Below are 18,345 nucleotides of genomic sequence, written 5' to 3'. Positions count from 1 at the left end.
TCACTTCAAAGAAAGTTAATAAGGCAAAATAAATGTATGAGTAATTAAAAATGAACCAATTTGTGTTATAAAAACTTTATCACTTCTTCAGCAATATATAGGATTCTATTGCATTTATTGCCAAGTTCTGTGATATAGAGGTTCTGTCACATCTATGCATTATGTTCAGGATTTTACACTAAAACTTGAGATTTTAGACGCTATGACACCATTAACATTTTTAAATTCTTAAAAGTAGCTATATTCTTTAATTAGAACCTACCAATCAAAGTTAAACAAAATATCATGATAATGATAATTAAAAATTTAAAGTATTACTAATAAAGTTAAGGAGATATTGTATATTAGTCTGATATTAGCATTTATTAAGTATCATATCATAAAGTATACTTTAAGAGACTTCAAAAACTCTTGTCTTAATTAATGTCTCTTTATATAATTCTTGTAAACTTTAAAAGATTATAAGACATAAATATGGCAACAGTAGGATATGCGAGAGTTAGTTCATCAGGACAGTCGCTAAGTGTACAACTGGATAAATTAAAAGATTGTGATAAAATCTTTCAAGAAAAGAAATCCGGTCTTGACGAAACAAGAAGTGTGCTAAAAAATGCATTAGATTATGTACGTGAAGGCGATATATTCACTGTCACGAAACTAGATAGATTAGCACGCTCTACTGCACATTTATGCAAAATTGCTGAGATTTTAGAACAGAAATCTGTAGCACTTAAAGTTCTAGATCAAAATATAGATACTAAAGATGCAACCGGTCGATTAATATTTAATGTGTTAGGAGCGATCGGACAATTTGAAACTGAGATTAGAGCTGAGCGACAAATGGATGGGATCTTAAAAGCAAAAGAGAGAGGCGTGAAGTTTGGTAAGAAGAAATACTTAACACATGAACAATTAAGTGTGTTGAAAGAGAAGCGAGAGCAGGGTGTTAAGATCAAAACTTTAATGCAAGAGTTTAATTTATCAAAAGCAACTATTTATCGTTATCTTGCTCAGGAGCTTATTTAATTTCTAGCATACTTTTGTGCTCATTTTCCAGTATAATTGAAATACTCTAACCAAATATCAAGATCAAATCATCTAATGATGTATAAATCTTCTTGCGCATAGCTATATCACAGAATTCTTGTTTCATTGTTTTAGTAAAACGCTCACACATACAATTAGTTTGAGCTGAATATGCTTTAGTTGTGGTATGCTCTACACCTTCTATACTGAGAAACAACTCAAAAGCATGATGCTCTATATTGCCCTTATATTCTAAGACATGATCTGTCAGAATACGAAGCATTGGTATACCTTAGCTCTCATACCATGGTAACACTCTATCATTAAGCATATCAGCGGCAGTAATTGCAGTTTTTTCAGTATATAGTTTAACATCAGCCACTCTGCTATAGCTATCAATAAATACCTGGGAATAAACCTTGCCTATACCTTTGAAATTGCCTACATAATATATATCTTGACATCCTAGATAACCTGGATTTGAGTATCAATCCCTACATGTGCTTCTTTTTCATTACGACGTTTCTCTAGCTATAGAGATAGCTTGTTTTAATTTATGTTCTATTAGATCTTTTGGTGACAAGTTGTAATTTTCTTATTTCATTTTTAATTCTGGTTTCTTAGCAATCGCAGTGCGCTCAAAAAGCATATTGTCTATTTTGCCTTAAAATCCTTACACTCCAACGTTCTAACCTACACATCTCTGCATAGAAATTCCTTTTTAATTCATCTTCAATAACTATAAGCCTTATTATACCAAGATAATTGTTGTGACAACGTCACACAAATCTCTTGAGATTATAATTTTGAGAATTTAACCATACGAGAAAGGTTAGGTCCATCAAAACCGTTTCCATATAACAATATCAGTTCTTGCGATAAATTTGATAAAATCTGTGCTCCATACTCAGCTCTAGCATTATGTAGAATCTCATCGTTAATTAGTGAACCAACATTCCAATATAAAGCTACCAAAGCTGAATTAGCGTAACTTGCTACATGAGATTTAGCAGATTCAATATGGGGGTGACAGGTAGAACACAATACCCAAGATACAGAAAATAGTGTAGAAGCATAGCAATCAGCTACTGATCTCAATGCAGAGCACATCATTGATGCCGATGCAGCAAATAAAATAAAGCATCAGCTTAGTTTTTCTACTAAAGCACTAGAGAAGCATCAGCAAGAACTAAGCACAATTCTATCTAGTAGTGCAGACCAACTTAATGATGCGGTTAAAACATTTAACCGAACTATTGCTGCCCAAAAAAATCAATATAAGATACTGCAAAATGAAGTGGGTGTTTTAACTATATTGCCGGAACAGATCAAAAAGAGATCAGTAATATTCTGCCTAATATGGCAAAACATATTGATGATGTATATCAGGAAAAGCTACAAGCATTAAATAATGCACATAATGATACGGTGTCTGTAAATAGAGACTTAATCCGCACACTGGAAAAAAACTAGATGAATATAGTCAAAAACTCTCTGCTAGTGCAGCTTATGTTACAGAATGTAGTAATATTAGTTTTCTGAAGAATATGTGCTTAGTGATATTATTTTCAGCAATCATATCAGGCGGTACTGCGTACTTAGTTACAACTAAATTTCCAAGATATTTTACCGTCACAGGAGCCAATAACGTTACAATACAAGGTTGTGATGTGAGTGTTTTAGGAAAAGCTAAAGATAACGATAATCTTATGGAAAAAATGACAAGAAAGAAATAGATTTAGAAGAATTTAAGTCAAGGGGCGAAGCCCCTTTGACTCAAGAATTAGGCTTTGAGAAGGTTATTGATTTCAGAAATAGATAAGCCGGTAATACGAGAAACCTCAGGAATAGAGTAATTATTAGAAAGCATATTTTTAGCTACTTCCATAGTTCTTTCATGTTTTCCCTCATTCTTACCAATCTGCATGCCTTGAGCAATCCCCTCATCAATATATTTATCAGCAATAGTTCTCATAAGCCCCTCCCCGTCTGCTTTATTTAGATGTTTTGCTATGATTTTAGCTAGCTCTGCTTGTTTATCTTCATCTACCTTAGCATCACTATACCACAATAACCATTTAATGTAAATGTATCCATTTTCCTTATCTATTTCTATACTACTTTCAAACCTCTCAAGTAGGCTTTGCCATAGATTTAAGATATCACGAGCCTTGATATGTTTAAGCATATACTCCATCATACCAAGATGCTTTTTTTTCTCTATTTCATCATCACTTTGTTTTTGCAAATCAACAAGCAAGTATTCATCTAACATTAGAGTTTTAGCAGTATTACTATCTTCAAATAATTCCCAAAAGCTCCTTGGAGCATTATAAGGTTTATCATTTGCATATACTACTATAGGACATATTAGAGGGAGTTTATCTCTTTCTTGTTTGTTGTTACCCTTATTTGCGTCCTTATGTCTTTCACATAATAGCAGCATATACTGCCACAGTCTAAAGGCAATCCAGTAATCACTAATAGACTGATGTTCTATAAGCACATATACGTAAGCTTTGTCATTATCTACACTATCAGTAGTATTATCCTTTTGTAAAGAAACAGAATAAATAATGTCACTGAGTCTCTTTCTTAAATCTTCCGTAACAAAGCTTTCCTTTTCTATTTTAACACTATTTAGATTAATCTTGTTCTTAAATGATACTGGCAAATAATGCTCTAGAAACTCACGAGCAGCAATAGGTTCACTCATGACCTTTTTAAATAATTCATCATGTCTTGGACGCTCAGAAACACCGCTATTTTCTAAGTCTGTTTGCTGTTGTTTCTGATTATGCTCTTCATTAGTCATGCTTGTCAATCCTTATAATCTCATGGTCATTGTATGTTCTAACTCTTTCTCTAAGCGCAGCTCTTTAACTTTTGCTTTGACCTTAGCAAAGGCTGATGCTATATGCTTCTCATCTACAAAGCTTGGTATATTATTTTGCCTCTCATGCTTCATATATTTAAGCGGGCATGAATATTTCTTAGCTCCTACCATCACATGCTCATCATCTAATAGCTGCTTAATATTCTCGCCATGATGCTCCATATAATGCTTCTCACATGTTGTACTTAAATTCTTAAGCACATTATGGCTATCAGAAGAGTTAAATTGATTTAGTATCTCGTGATCCTTTAATATACCATGTTTTTGGGCATACACTATCATATTATGCATATTAGTAATTCACTTATCTTGCTCGATAGTCTTAGCATTTGATATTGCCATTTAATGCTACAAAAAACTTCTGATCTTTTTCTAAGGCTACAAACACCTCTGATGCTGTCTTGGATATCAAGATCGCATGCTGTATTTGCTGTGTATGTGATATTAATGTCTTGAGTTCTGCTTCCCTTTCAATATCCGCTAATCTTGTCTGTTCACGATGTTTTTGATAATCAGAATAAACCTTATACCCAGTAGTAACTTGTTCATATGATTTCTGCTTCCAAGCTCGTAACGTACAATGTTCTGCATATACTTGGTGTGCAATCTTGTTTTTGTCAGCATTATCTATGCGTATACTTACTACTCCACTCCGATATAGTACTATACACGTCTCGTGCTATCTCTTCATGATGACTACCCGGTAAATCATTGATATTCATACCGAGTTGTGCTGAATGCAGAACAGATACGTCACGAACAATATTTTTATATAACGTAACTTTTCCGTGCGATTCTCCAAAGTTTTTAACCATCAGCTCTATTTTGTCTGATACAAGTAGCTTGTTGTGAAGCTTTAAAAACTCCTCACTATATTCTTTGTTCAAATGCTCAATGGCTAGATTGTTACCTATACTTTCTGCTGCAGTTACATTACTATCTTGCTCCTTAATTAGCCCTGCTCCAAATGCTCTCATCGCTTCTTGCTTTTGCGTAATCTTGCTATCTTTCGCTACTAAATGCACCATTAATGCGTCTGATAATGCTATAGCTATATCTTCTTTAGTAAACACCGGTTTCGTATATGAAATCCTACCAAATACTATTCCAGATTCTCATATATCTTATTGGCATTCTCAGCTATTATTTCTTTATTCTTTTCCTCCCATTCGTAGGCCTTCATATAATGAGCAGGTCCTTTATGGCGTGTTGACTCTTATCTATTCCAAGCTCCTTAAATGACTTAGCAGTTACCAGAAAAGGTAACCTTGCTTCCTCATATACTTTATTAATCTCTATCTCGCATTGGTGTCTTAAACCATAAAGAAATCTTTTACTTTTGCAAATACTATTTCACCATTATCTAAACGCTCTAATCTTCTTTCTAAAAACTGAAAATGGACAAAATAAATAAACTAAAAAACAAGCAGTAGTCATCGAGAAGCCGGCATTACAAAATGAACCTGCTAATGCTAAATTGACTGTAACTGTTAAGCTAAGTGCCAGTAACGATAAATCTCAAGAAGGTAAAGTTTCTAAAGAACAAATTAAAGCAGCTAAAGCCTTCGCTTTAGCTGCAGCGCAAAAAGAGGCTCTTAAAGCTAAACTTGCTGGATGGAGAGAAGAATCGAAACAAATATTAAAATTACTGCAAACAAAATACCCCCTATGTTTCCCTATTCCTGCAAAACCGCTGTAGTAAGAAAGTTATAGCGACAGAAAAGGATCTTTTCAAAACAACAGATTCGTAGATTTTTTAGTAAGGTATTGCTCTGATTACAGATATAAAACACTCCTTATTGAAGGAGCACAAAGATTTAATCTTGATGGGACTCTAGCAAGTTTAGTAACTAAAGAAGAAGTGCCACCAAAAACTAAAAATATCTTAAATTCTCTAAACCTAACTCAAACACCTAATTAACATTAGACAAGATAATCTAATATTTATAATTTATTAAGTTCGTACTCTTAAGCTATTCAATTTTTATATTGCCTAAATATAATTGGTTATCTTTGTGTAATAATTCATAATATCTTTCAATAATCTAATTGATAAAATTAAAAAAGGTTATATGATGGGCCAGGGCAAGATAGTGGCAATATAAATCAATACCACTAATAAATAACTTTTTAATAAAACTAGAGTGATACAAATGAATGAAATTTTTCCACTATTGCTAAATACATTCCACACAATCTGGGGTCATACCAACACATGTGCAGATAGTAATAAAACATTTGATGTTATAAAACTTGGCAACATGTTACGTAGTCGCAAATATTATCTTATGGATCAGCAACTTATTTCTAGTAAATGTTTCCCTACTAACAATTGTTCACTCGATAAAGCAGTAGAATGCAATATTTTTGAATTTTTAAGCAAAAGTAAGAACTCTTTAGGCCTCACAGCATATGTTGAACACCTCAATGATACCATATTTAGAGTGGTAAACTCATTCGATAATACAAGAATCTTTGGGACAGAATATAAAATCTTTAGTCCTAATAACACTCCATTATTGTATGAACATCGGTGTTTTACAGATGAGTCAGTACTGATTAAAAATGTGCATAAGGTAGTGCTACAAGGTCATGATGTATCTATACGTACACCAAAAACTGGAAAATGTGGTATCTTCCTTATAGAATATATGTCTGATAAGTTAAAACACATGCTGCAAGAAGTAACACCTGACGTAGTTAATAACACCACTTCATCTATACTAGACTTCTTCTTTACAACTGTAACCAAAAATATAAGCTTAAACTATACTAGTAATTATGAAGTTATAGATTACAATAGTACCAATAGTACTGATATTAGTAACTACGATACACAACATAGCCAAGATAATACTATGCTCGTAGGCGGGTTAGTTTTAGCATCAGCCGTATCAATTACATATTTACTAACTCATATGTATAATAAATTCTGTAAGAAAACACCTGTGGCGCAAACAGAAACTGCTGATATTAATATTGGTGATCCTACTCTAATGGGGATTAATAGTAGAAAAGCTAAAATATATTACAGTGACAGTTCTTCGGCAGATGGAGCGGAGTATGCTATTGTAAACATTTCTAGTAAGAGGGCTCAATATACAAAAGCTACGTATGATACTTCAAATCCCTCTAGCTCACATTCTGACGATCACGAAAGAATGGAGTTAATGAGTTCAACTGATAGCTCTATTCAAGATAGCAGTAATGTCAATTCTCATAGACTTGCTAAATTACATATAGAGGGCAGAGACTCTGGGATACCAATATATGATAATTGTGAACCGGTCTATGATCACCCGCGACTACCACCAAGACCTATAACTGTCATAGAACAACATCATGATGATGCTAGCCTTTTAGGATTAAGTGAATTGCTATGCTGATTGCTCGTTGAAATAATAACACATTTTATATGAAATCTAAGGACTTTATAAGGTTATTTAGCAAAATTCAATAGAATAAGATCAATTGGATCTTGACATCCTACTCACTTATAGATGAAAAGTAGCAATGCTACTTTTCATCTATATTTTACATGGTAATCCCCCCATTTTGAATGGTAATAAAGAGTAGAGAGTTAAGCCGCCAAAGCTAATTTTTGTATTGGCGTTATACCACCTATAGCAATATTTGGTCTTTCGTTATTATATGACCAAAGCCCTTTAGTGGCAAGATCTCGTACCTCTTGTTGTACTCTTGTATATTATAAAATAAAAATGCTGGCTCAACCAATCATATCTTACAGTCCTATTATATCTTTCAATATATGCATTTTGCTGAGATTGACCTGGCTGAATGAACAACAACTTGATCTTTTGCTTTTTTGACCACTTGCTCAATAATTTACTTATATATTCAGGTCCATTATCACAGCGTATAGATTTTGGTCTGCCTCGCCATTCTACAATTTGATCTAGTGCCCTTATTACTCTTTCTTCCGGTAGCGAAAAGTCAATCTCAATACCAAGACCCTCCCTATTAAAGTCATCAATCACATTAAATAAACGATATCTTCTTCCATTCTCTCAACTATCATGCATGAAGTCCATAGACCAGCAATCATTTATTGTTTTAGGTACTATAAGCTTTTCAGGCTTTTCTCTAAGTAATCTTTTCGTAGACTTTATTCTCATATTAAGTGCTAATTCCTTATATATTCTGTATACACGTTTGTGATTCCAACCAAAACCTTTGATATTACGCAAATATAAAAAGCAAAAACCGAAGCCCCAGGTCTTTTGATTATTGGTTAAATGCTATTAACCAACTAGCTATAACATCATCCTCAGATGATACCTTCTTCTTATATCTATAGCAGGTTTCACTGACACAAAAGATCTTGCATACGGTTCTTATAGCAATACCTCTTTCTTCAGATATCATTTTAGCCATCTCAAGGACAAGAGATGGCTTTCTTTACTTTTTTCAAGTACTTCCTTGAATATATCAGCTCTTAACCTTTCCTCAGCATACATCTTTTTAAGTCGGGCATTCTCCGATTCTAATGCCTTTAGCTTGGTAATCATCGGTAAATCCATACCTCCATACCTTGATCTCTATATAGACATAATTTGGCTGTCACTATGCTTTGATATAGTCATTTTACAGAATCTCCTTTTTTGTTATTAGAAAATTCTACTCTTCTTGTCGATTTTGTTTTAGGGAGGATTACCTTCTCTTATGTTTTTGATCCTGTGTTTTCACTTACTTTGACTATAATTTTTTAACTAATATCCATACTCCACTCTCTTAACCCCTGCACTAGAGCCAAGCCTCTGTATAACATGAGAGTAATTATTACGCACCCAATCCGCAATAAATCTTGCTGGCATTGTAAACTTTAGTGTAGAAGTATCATTGCACTCCTTCACTACTGCTTTTTCAAACCAAGCTGTATACATAGCTTCTCCTAACTCTTCAATTAATCCTTGTCTGATATGATGCCATGCTGTATTTGCTTCGATCGTATCTAATCCCCCACTTTTCGCTAAAATACCTGCATGTGTACCATCAGACACAACATCAGATGTTATAATTTTAGGATATAGCATTACCTTTTCTTCATCTCTCCGCTTTCTTTCATTGCTTGTATCCTCCACCTCTTCTACCTTCTGCACATAATAACCGTTCATTCCATATACTGTTTCTAGCTGCTCACTTAAGATCTCTATTTGTCGCTCACTTAAAGCTAGGTTACTTGGAATTAATACAGTTATAAAGCTGTTGTTGGCACTTATCTTAAACTCTACTTGAGTTAGTATTGAATACGCTATGGAAGTGCTAAATCTTCCTGCTATCTTCTTCTTTACCTGCATTTCTTTACTGGTATCAAATGAATTCTCTATTTGGCTTAAATATTGCTCATGTTCTAACATGTTCTGCTCTTCAGCACCTATATTACAACTGAATCTAAATGTTGTATGATTAACAAGTGGTCCTTGATGTTTTTCGCTCGCAAGCACTTTCTTCATATAGCTTAAGAAGATAAACTTATTCTTAAATTTCTTTTCAGGATATTTGATATATAGCTTCAATAGTAACTGGTTTACAAAGTTAGTGCTAAATTCCCTGTTTGCTTTGAAGTTAAGTATATCTACATCTTTTTCTGATAGTGGATAGAAATGCCTTAATTCTTTATTTTCAGATATATCTTTGATGGTTCTTGCAACAATCTCGGGGTGTATATTAGCACAAGGTAGCTTAAGACTAGCTGTTTCATGGTATTCTTCCTTAGAAACAAAACAACCAGCTTCAGAATCATTTAAAAAAGAAGAATTGTTATAAAATTCAGATGGAAACGAGCTTTGCTCGTTTCCCAAAAACTCTTTTTTGAAATTTTCTTCAGATTTATATATGTTTGAAGAATCATTTATAGATAAATTCTTAAGATTTACATCTATATAATCTATATTTTTAATAATACTATTCTTTGATACAAAGTCTTTACTATATAATTGACCAGAATCAGTGCAAGGAGGGTCATATTCTGTGCATTTCCATTCTTTAGCGATTTCTAAGGCTTTATTGTTATTATACTCAATTACTATTTGTTGCTTTTGCTCTTTCTGTTTTTTCTGATCATTGTTATTTATGAGAGATATATTCAGAAGAGATATTTGCCATAAAGATTTATCAGCCCTGCTATTATAATCATCATTGTTTCTGATAACTAACTTATCTCGCTTAATAAGATTATTATCTTCTAAATCCTTTAATGCTCTAGAAATAGAATTTCTATGTAATTTAAGTTCTTTCTGTAATTCTTGATAAGAAGTGACAATAGAGTGCAGATTATTAGTTATAGAGTGATCATGGTCATAAGCATGATCATAAAAATCTTTGTAATCATTCTTATTGCTGTTACTGGCATCAATATAAGTCTCTGTAGTGATCCTGTTGTCTTTGTCCTTACTGTCCGTGTCTCTGTTACCTTTATCATTATTACTAGATAATGAAGATTTATAAATCTTTGTAAAAAGATAGAGTGTTATAGTCTTTGCTGTTGCAGAAATGCTGCAATTAGAATTTAATTGCTTTAAGAACTCATAAGGTACTCTTATAAACATCTTAGTTTTTTCAAGATGTTGCCTTTTTCCTTCTATGGTTGGCACAAAGATATTATCTATAGAATCTAACTTATCTGACTTAGAGTGACGTGTTTTTGTATTATCGATATCACCTAGATCAAACCTATCAGGTTCATATTTAAGATCATTAAAAACCTTATCAGGTATTGTTGTAGTAATAATATTACGTTTATTCTGACCTTGATCGTTCTTATCTCTAGTAATAATGAAATGTCCTTTAGCTTCCAGGGATTTCTGAAGCACAAATACTTCAGATTTAGAGCAAGATAGTCTTTCTGCCCAGCTTTTAGCAGGTAGAGATATAGATCTATTATGGCCCTTAGAGAAGTTAATACAAGAAAGCCCATCAGCTAAGATGTAGTACATTTTCTCAAGAGTAGATAACTCTTTGCTTGATAATATATGAGATAATACGCACCCAGTTATTGGGACGTATGATTGATTCTTTGTGGTATCATAGTACTGATGTATACCTACATTATCACTGGGCGTAGCAAGCGGGTAAAATGATTGCATTTTATGCTCCTTTTATGGAGCTAAGTACCTGAAACCCTTGACCGCTACGTAGAAATAGTATATATTTATTATATGTAAAAATCATTCTGCCCGTGTTTATTTTTGCATATCATATCAATCAAGGTGTTGAGTTTTAGCTATTTTGAGCACTTAGCACCTGTAGTTTATTGTTTCACTATCGTATCTATTTTATTTAATTTATACTTCTCGAGTTTATCATTTGCAGCATCTATAAACCACTTTCTGCGCGTGATAAAGTTTTCAGCACAAATTTTATCAATCTTTTCTATAATATGCTCTGGAATATCTAAAGATATCCTTTTTACGTTTATTTTCTTCAGCATAAAGCCATTGAGATAAATGAATTATAATCATAGTTAAACATATTTTGTACACATGTCAATAAAAATAATTATTTCACACATAAAAAATAATTATTTTAAAATCAGAGCACATAACATGTATATGTTAACATATATGTATGTTTTTACAATCTAATATAAACATATTGACATATGTATGTTTATATATTTATATTATCGTATAAAAAATAAATAATGTTATTATGATTTTGTCTTTCTTGAATCAAAAAGGAGGTGTAGGTAAGACTACACTTTCAATTAATGTTGCAACATGTCTATCACTAAAAAAGCAAAAAGTGCTTTTAATAGATGCGGATCCACAAAATAGTTCTCTAGATTGGGTTGCAACTCGTAGAAAAGAAAATTTATTCACTGTAGTTGGGCTCACAAAACCAATAATACATAAAGAGGTATCAAAATTGGTTAAGAATTATGATCATATAATTATTGATGGACCACCAAGGATATATGATGTTGCTAAGTCTGCAATAGTTACTAGTGACCTGGTAGTAATGCCAGTGCAACCGTCACCTTATGATATATGGGCAGCTAATGAAGTGGTTAGCCTTATAAAAGAAGTATCTCAACCATTAGAAGGAATAAAAAATATAAAGTCCGCCTTTTTAATTAATAGGAAAATATCCAATACTGCTATTGGTCGAGATGTGGAACAAGCGTTAGATCATTACGGTATGGATATTTTACAAACACATATTTGTCAGAGAGTGGCATATGCAGAAACAGCAGCTATTGGTTCCACAGTTATGGAAAAGCATAATAGAGACAATCTAGCCGTTAGAGAAATAACAGATTTAACAAATGAAATTTTAGAAAAATATAACTAATTGAAAAGGTCATGACAAGAAAAAGAATTGCGCTCCCCAAAAAACCGGTACAAAAAAATACTACTCAATTTATTGATGCATGGGTGTCGGGTAATATAAAACATGAACAACAGGATCAAAAACATAAGAGAACGACTATCTTTTTACCAGAAGAATTGCATAAGAAATTAAAAATCGAGGCGGCTAGGAGGGAGGTAACAATGACTGAAATAATTATAGAAGCTGTAGAAAAAAGTATATAGACATATATATGCTTATATGTCTTAACTTAATGTTTTTGTTTATTAAAGCAAGGATGCTTAATGTTAAGCAGGATCAAATACTATTCATCACGTTTCTTGATCAGACTTATAACTAAATTTTAGTGTAGTACAAATCATATAAACATATAGGAATATGTATGTTTATATTTTGGTCCTACCAATCATTTCATCTATAGCGATTTGAAAATAATCTGCCAGTTTTACTATAACTTTAATACTTAAAGTCCTATTATCACTATTTGTATTAATAAAATGAGTAATGGTACTACTACCTACTCTGCAATTTTTTTCCAATATATACTCTGTAATGTTAAGTTGCTGTATTTTTGTTTTAAGAAAAGAGAATAAGTTATTATTAATATCATTTAAAGTTAAAGATACATATAATTGATATTTTTTTGTATTTTTTATAAATTTTGTGCGACCAAGTACTTCATCTATATCACATTCAAAGAATGTTGCAATTATAAGAATAGTGATGATATTAGGATTAAGTAAAATTGCGTTTAGGAGTTTGCTAATAGTAGATCGCGATAAAGATGTTCCTAATACCAAATCTTTTTGTTGTATTTTATAAGCTTTAATTTTTTGACTTAAAAATTTTTGTATCCTTAGTGCAATATCCATAAATAACTCAAAATATCATACAAATAGTTTCTGAATGCCAAAAACTATTTTCTTGACACATTTCTTGACACACCAAAAATATATTTAACAAAGTAGAAGTATGAGGTAGTGGATTGAGCTGATAATAAAGTACAAACTATCTTATAAAAAGAAAAACCAATAAACACTCAAATTTTGGACAAGGAGCGTGTTGACTGGTGATTAAAGTCACCCAAACTGCAAGATTAGTTCACATATCTTATGACCCTAATGTTACGAGTTTTGTAGATCAAGCGTGCAATGCTGACAATGCAGATCATGATAACCAATCCTCATCAAAATTACCTACCGCTAAAACAATCACAGTGCTAATCAGTTTTTTAAAACTCAGCAAATATGACGATGAGTGGTTAAGAGTAGGGAAGCAACTACTGCTACTGCAAAGACCTACAGATAAGCGAAGATGCTATAGGTCAGTTTTATTATGTTTTAAGTCAGTAATCAAAACCCATTCTGATAATTACGTAGCATATTACTTTAGCGGTATAACATTATGTTTGCTTGGAAGTTATGACGAAGCAATAAAGATGTTTGATATGAGTCTTCGCTATAACAAAGAAAAAAGCACTGCTCTTGTACATACATTTATCTGAGGTATCAAGCATCACAGAGGGCATCAGACTTGCTACAGGAAATAATAACAGTGGTAATAGTGATTGATGCACCCATGCAGAAATGTTTTTTGTTAAATAACGAGAGTTTAACAGTGAATGAGGGTCCTAGACAAGCTAGAGAGGAAAATCATTAAAAAACTTCAAAGATACAAAATAGATGGGGTAGGGAAAATTAGTGCGACTAATCACAAACAACGTTCACCCAAAGGTAAAATATTGGCATCAGCAGAACAAGAAAAATGGGGTAGATATTTTGAACTAGGGATGTATTGGCACGGAAGAGAAGAGGGAAATCATAAAGAATTAATATATTTGAGAAGGTGCTTGCAGCTAAATCCCGAGAATGAACCAGCAAATTGTTATGTGGGGATGATACTGCAAAAGCAAGGCAGATATCATGAGAGCTTAGCGGCTTACAGAAAAGCAATATCATTAAGACCTGAGCTAAAGGAATTAGACTCGAAGAATGCCCGACTTAAAAAGATGTATGCTGAGGAAAGGTTAAGAGCCGATAAAACAATAAATGATTGCTGGTCTATGGACTTCATCATGCACGATAGTTTAGAGAATGGAAGAAGATATCGTTACATCATGTTGTGTTCTACGCCGTTGGCTATACTTTACGTAGGTTGGATTCTCACCAACTGTTCCTTACGCACTTTGCTTGGCACACTGGTGGATGGACTTAAATGCACCATTAAAAATTTTAGGCTATAACGCTCCCATGCAATCTATATCCTCTATTATTACCTGTGCATTGTGTATGACTTCTATATCTGGTGTCTTATTTATTCCATAAATACGACTTTTAATTGTATCAATACTGTGACTAATTCGTATAGTCATGGTGCCATTACCACCATAAATATTGCCATTGTTCATAGTTATTGTGCTATTACTATCTGTATCACTAATATCATCAGATTCCGTATCCCATACCTCACATCCTGAATCATTTTCTTCATTCTCTGCAGTATTATCCGATGTTGAATTAGCCATTTCTCGCACTAAATCTGGATCTAGTTGTAGGAATTCTATACGTTGTAGTTTACTAAAGTGACCATCATAATAATCAGTTTCATGATATGGCTGTTGCCCTGTAAGATGAATTATAATATTCATCTCTTTAACTATTGTAGTAAGTGTACGAATTCCGCCCAGCCCTATCACATTACAATCAAGATTAAGATATGTAATCTTAGTATCCTTCAATATCTTCGCAAGTGCTGTTGCACCAGCATTGTCTACATTATTAAACTCAAGACTAAGATGTGTAATTTTAGTATCCGGCAATATCTTCGCAAGTGCTATGATTCCTGCAGCGTCTATACAGTTGTATCCAAGATTAAGATGTGTAATTTTAGTATCCGGCAATATAGCAGCTAGTTGTCCCACTGCATCATCTATTGTAGTATCTCCTACATTATTACTGCTTAAGTCAAGATGTGTAATTTGAGTATCCTTTAATATAGCGGCCAGCTCTACAGTTCCAGTATCGTTTATCGCATTACTGCTCAGATTAAGATATGTAATGTGCATATTATTCAATATCTTGGCCAGTTCTCTAACTCCTATATCACCTATGTAATTCTGTCTAAGATTAAGATATGTAATTTGAGTATCTTTTAACATAGGTGTCAATATTTTGATTTCTTTATCTCCTATATTATTATTGCTTAAGTCAAGATATGTAATTTGAGTATCCTTTAACATAGGTGTCAATATTTTGATTTCTTTATCTCCTATATTATTATTGCTTAAGTCAAGATATGTAATTTGAGTATCCTTTAACATAGGTGTCAATATTTTGATTTCTTTATCTCCTATATTATTATTGCTTAAGTCAAGATATGTAATTTGAGTATCCTTTAACATAGGTGTCAATATTTTGATTTCTTTATCTCCTATATTATTATTGCTTAAGTCAAGATATGTAATTTGAGTATCCTTTAATATAATCATCAATTCTTCTATTCTAATATTCATTATGTCATCATCTGAAATAAATTTTATGGTAGCAGTATTGATACATTTTTTTTGTTGAGAGCTTCTCTTTTGAGAACTCGAGACATCACTGCTACAATTTGTATTGTCACTATCATTCTGCAAATGCAAATTCACTTCTGTGCAAAATAATTTGTCTTTTTTCTTGCACTCTGGGACACATTGTAATTTTAATTTCTTACTAAAAGTCCTACTAAGATTATCAGTATTTTGATCATTTTGTATCACTGCATCTATCAATACATTCTTGTTTATGTAATTTAATTCATAATCTGATTTCATTTGCATACTAGAAGTAGTATGTGTATTTGTACATTTTATATAATATTTTAGGTATGCATGATGATCATTTAGATTAGGATTTTTATTAGAGGTATTTGCGATTTCGATTTCTTGAAGCTGATTTGTAGAGAGTTCACCATTAGATGATAGGTTTTTTTCTGTGTATAGCTGTTGCTCGAGATGCCGTTCCTTAATTTGTGTATTATAACTAACTCGCTTATTTAGCATTGATAGTGAATTTTTAATACTATTCTGATCTGTCCACATATTTTGTAGCGATACACCTTGTAGTTGTGATGTCTTGCCTGTATCTGTTGCTATATATGGTTTTCCTTTACTCACTAAGATCAAAGTTTGTTGATTTACATTAACTATTTTTGCTGTATCAACATAATATCTAGTATTTTCATGATAGATAGATACACCTTGTTTTAATGTTCGGTCGTTTGGCTTTATGGGTCCTATTATATATGATATTAAGCCGTCTAACCTATTTATTCTAAGATATTTAGGTACTATAGTAGGTATACTACTATATTGGTTTAATGTGTTGAGTATAAATTTATTTAATATGTTATGAGCAATATCAAGATTATTACTGTTTTGTAAGTTGAGTTTATATTGCAAATGTGATGCAGAACCAGACTGTGCAATGTTGTGCATCCTTCTGGTACGTATTTGTACTTCTAGCTTCCGTAAATCTTTATCTATTATTACTGTATGTAGTGATTGGTAATTATTTTTCTTTGGGCACTTAATAAAATCTTTATTTCGTTTTGGAATATGTGCATAATAGTTAAAAATAGTATTTAATACCTTATAACATTCATTATCTTGTGCTACTATTACTCTGATGCCGATAATATCACATAAGTTTTTTATTTCATTAGACTTATTTACTAACTTGTGTGCTATAGAATAAGTAGACTTAACTCGTCCTGATATTGCATATTCTACATCCAATCTGGATAAAATATCATGAAATGAATTAATTACTTTAATAACTAACTGATCTGGATTTTGATAGTTTACTTTTAAGAAATCGGTTATAAATTTGTATAACTTAGGCTGTAATATTTCTAAACAAACATTTTGTAATACATTGTTAATTTTCTCTACTGTTATTTCTTTAAATAAAGGTACATATATATCTTTTATCTCTTCACTCATTAAGTAATATTCTATATCTGATATATTGCAATGAAATATTATTTTATGTAATAAATAAGCAAATCTTATTAATAAGACTCTGATTGCAATATTAGGCTTTAATGAACAAAACAACTGAAACGTTTCTTGTATTGTATTACAATATGTATTTTGTATTCGAAATAACTCAACCAGTGAAAAAAATATCGTAGCTATTTCTTCACCAAAATGATATTTAATGTGTGTTAATGTTAAGTGATTTTTTACTGAGCTAAAAAATAACAAAGATGTAATAACGGATTTAGTATCAGGATATGTTGAGATCAGGGTTTCTGATATTTCTAATGAGTACTTATTATTGTGGCAATATTTTACGAGAAACTTGATAGCCTTATCAAATTGTGTACAATCAAAATGATGATCATACCTTTGAAGTATTGCAATGATATGTTGATAAGTCATGATGTCTGATACAACTTGAGTTAGTCTCTCCGTCAAAACTCTACGAACCCTACAAGTCATAGGGTTTTAAGGAAGTAATAGCCAAATCCATAAGAAAATGAAAGGTTTGATATCACAAGCTTATGGCAATAAGCAAAAATAGCAATTGGAAATAGGGTATTGTTTATACAACAATTTGCAATTAGGAGGGTGTCACAGTCTATTCTCAGGAGACAGTAGTGGGTTTGACTTATCCAACTATTTAAATAGTGTGATTTACAGACATAGTTACAACTAAAATGTCTGTTTAATTCGTAACTAATTAAGAATGTTCATAGAACTGTGTTAAACTAGAAACCTCCCCCAATAAGACACTCTATATAGACGATTACTACTTATTTCTCAATTCTTAATTTGCATACCTCTCTTAACACTTGACGGTGCCTTCTATATACCTCTCAAATCTTCTCTTCTTTGTTTTCTTGCGGCTACAGTTTTGCTGCTGGTAAAAAGTCTTGATGTTTTTGCTGATTTGCTTCATAAGCTCTGTCACCACAATCTCGGGCATATCCTATATTTATTTATATTCTTATTCTATATCTTTTATTTGTTTTGCTTTAGTCTTTTTATCAAAATCTTCCATCACTTTCTCCGATATTTAAGTTAACAATATCTATTGTCGTACACCTTT

At 32.2% G+C, this 18,345-nt stretch carries 16 protein-coding genes and 3 pseudogenes; 9 read left to right on the top strand and 10 right to left on the bottom strand.

Features of this window, described 5'->3' with window-relative positions:
• The first annotated feature begins 474 nt into the window (after window positions 1–474).
• On the top strand, window positions 475–1,026 hold the full coding sequence (locus tag A3305_RS08440; RefSeq protein WP_013006760.1) for a recombinase family protein: 552 nt from the start codon (window positions 475–477) through the stop codon (window positions 1,024–1,026).
• A 35-nt stretch (window positions 1,027–1,061) separates the two neighbouring features.
• Here the strand turns inward: A3305_RS08440 and A3305_RS08435 are convergent.
• Window positions 1,062–1,557: pseudogene (locus tag A3305_RS08435) on the bottom strand (IS481 family transposase); the annotation flags it as partial.
• A gap of 267 nt (window positions 1,558–1,824) precedes the next feature.
• Window positions 1,825–2,139, bottom strand: a complete 315-nt coding sequence (locus A3305_RS08430; RefSeq protein ID WP_013006759.1) for a DUF1016 N-terminal domain-containing protein — start codon at window positions 2,137–2,139, stop codon at window positions 1,825–1,827.
• 434 nt (window positions 2,140–2,573) lie between these two features.
• Between A3305_RS08430 and A3305_RS08420 the strand changes: the two genes are divergently transcribed.
• Window positions 2,574–2,762 carry a hypothetical protein gene (locus tag A3305_RS08420; protein ID WP_013006756.1) on the top strand — a complete coding sequence of 63 codons (189 nt, stop codon included), beginning with the start codon at window positions 2,574–2,576 and terminating at the stop codon, window positions 2,760–2,762.
• A 47-nt stretch (window positions 2,763–2,809) separates the two neighbouring features.
• Here A3305_RS08420 and A3305_RS08415 read toward each other — a convergent pair whose 3' ends face one another.
• From A3305_RS08415 to A3305_RS11060, 3 genes are all read right to left on the bottom strand, one after another.
• Window positions 2,810–3,841 (bottom strand): Rpn family recombination-promoting nuclease/putative transposase, encoded by a 1,032-nt coding sequence (locus A3305_RS08415; protein ID WP_013006755.1) that lies wholly within the window; start codon window positions 3,839–3,841, stop codon window positions 2,810–2,812.
• 12 nt (window positions 3,842–3,853) lie between these two features.
• Window positions 3,854–4,204, bottom strand: coding sequence for a hypothetical protein (locus A3305_RS08410; protein WP_226984110.1), 351 nt, complete (start codon window positions 4,202–4,204; stop codon window positions 3,854–3,856).
• Between the two features lie 341 nt (window positions 4,205–4,545).
• The gene (locus A3305_RS11060; protein WP_013006754.1) at window positions 4,546–4,995 is read right to left on the bottom strand and encodes a hypothetical protein; all 450 of its coding nucleotides are present in this window, start codon (window positions 4,993–4,995) and stop codon (window positions 4,546–4,548) included.
• A gap of 404 nt (window positions 4,996–5,399) precedes the next feature.
• Here A3305_RS11060 and A3305_RS08400 point away from each other — a divergent pair, with 404 nt between their 5' ends.
• The 3 genes and pseudogenes from A3305_RS08400 to A3305_RS08390 all read left to right on the top strand — a co-directional run bounded on the left by A3305_RS08400 (window position 5,400) and on the right by A3305_RS08390 (window position 7,308).
• Entirely contained in the window at window positions 5,400–5,621 is a 222-nt protein-coding gene (locus A3305_RS08400; protein ID WP_014392856.1) for a hypothetical protein, read from the top strand.
• Window positions 5,622–5,699: 78 nt separating this feature from the next.
• Window positions 5,700–5,843, top strand: a pseudogene (locus tag A3305_RS08395) (hypothetical protein); the annotation flags it as partial.
• Window positions 5,844–6,210: 367 nt separating this feature from the next.
• On the top strand, window positions 6,211–7,308 hold the full coding sequence (locus A3305_RS08390; RefSeq protein WP_226984119.1) for a hypothetical protein: 1,098 nt from the start codon (window positions 6,211–6,213) through the stop codon (window positions 7,306–7,308).
• Window positions 7,309–7,502: 194 nt separating this feature from the next.
• Here A3305_RS08390 and A3305_RS08385 read toward each other — a convergent pair.
• From A3305_RS08385 to A3305_RS08375, 3 genes and pseudogenes are all read right to left on the bottom strand, one after another.
• Window positions 7,503–8,481, bottom strand: a pseudogene (locus tag A3305_RS08385) (IS3 family transposase); the annotation flags it as partial.
• Window positions 8,482–8,652: 171 nt separating this feature from the next.
• Window positions 8,653–11,028, bottom strand: coding sequence for a DnaA N-terminal domain-containing protein (locus A3305_RS08380; RefSeq protein ID WP_013006752.1), 2,376 nt, complete (start codon window positions 11,026–11,028; stop codon window positions 8,653–8,655).
• Window positions 11,029–11,192: 164 nt separating this feature from the next.
• Window positions 11,193–11,372 carry a hypothetical protein gene (locus tag A3305_RS08375; protein ID WP_013006751.1) on the bottom strand — a complete coding sequence of 60 codons (180 nt, stop codon included), beginning with the start codon at window positions 11,370–11,372 and terminating at the stop codon, window positions 11,193–11,195.
• 218 nt (window positions 11,373–11,590) lie between these two features.
• Here A3305_RS08375 and parA point away from each other — a divergent pair, with 218 nt between their 5' ends.
• Together parA and A3305_RS08365 are read left to right on the top strand one after the other, a co-directional pair.
• Window positions 11,591–12,235, top strand: a complete 645-nt coding sequence (gene parA / locus A3305_RS08370) for a ParA family partition ATPase (protein ID WP_331270790.1) — start codon at window positions 11,591–11,593, stop codon at window positions 12,233–12,235.
• A gap of 11 nt (window positions 12,236–12,246) precedes the next feature.
• Complete coding sequence (locus A3305_RS08365) at window positions 12,247–12,477, top strand: CopG family transcriptional regulator (protein ID WP_014392852.1); 231 nt, start codon at window positions 12,247–12,249, stop codon at window positions 12,475–12,477.
• Between the two features lie 162 nt (window positions 12,478–12,639).
• Here A3305_RS08365 and A3305_RS08360 read toward each other — a convergent pair whose 3' ends face one another.
• The gene (locus A3305_RS08360) at window positions 12,640–13,125 is read right to left on the bottom strand and encodes a helix-turn-helix domain-containing protein (RefSeq protein WP_013006748.1); all 486 of its coding nucleotides are present in this window, start codon (window positions 13,123–13,125) and stop codon (window positions 12,640–12,642) included.
• Window positions 13,126–13,322: 197 nt separating this feature from the next.
• Here A3305_RS08360 and A3305_RS08355 point away from each other — a divergent pair, with 197 nt between their 5' ends.
• Complete coding sequence (locus A3305_RS08355; RefSeq protein WP_013006747.1) at window positions 13,323–13,757, top strand: hypothetical protein; 435 nt, start codon at window positions 13,323–13,325, stop codon at window positions 13,755–13,757.
• Window positions 13,758–13,874: 117 nt separating this feature from the next.
• Complete coding sequence (locus tag A3305_RS11055) at window positions 13,875–14,495, top strand: tetratricopeptide repeat protein (protein ID WP_013006746.1); 621 nt, start codon at window positions 13,875–13,877, stop codon at window positions 14,493–14,495.
• Here the strand turns inward: A3305_RS11055 and A3305_RS08345 are convergent.
• Entirely contained in the window at window positions 14,490–17,675 is a 3,186-nt protein-coding gene (locus tag A3305_RS08345; RefSeq protein ID WP_013006745.1) for a guanosine polyphosphate pyrophosphohydrolase/synthetase, read from the bottom strand. The two genes, A3305_RS11055 and A3305_RS08345, sit on opposite strands and share 6 nt — an antisense overlap.
• Between the last annotated feature and the right edge of the window lie 670 nt (window positions 17,676–18,345).

Source organism: Rickettsia amblyommatis, from assembly GCF_002078335.1.
GTDB classification, from domain to species: Bacteria; Pseudomonadota; Alphaproteobacteria; order Rickettsiales; family Rickettsiaceae; genus Rickettsia; species Rickettsia rickettsii.
This window is presented reverse-complemented; position numbering and strand designations above follow the sequence as displayed.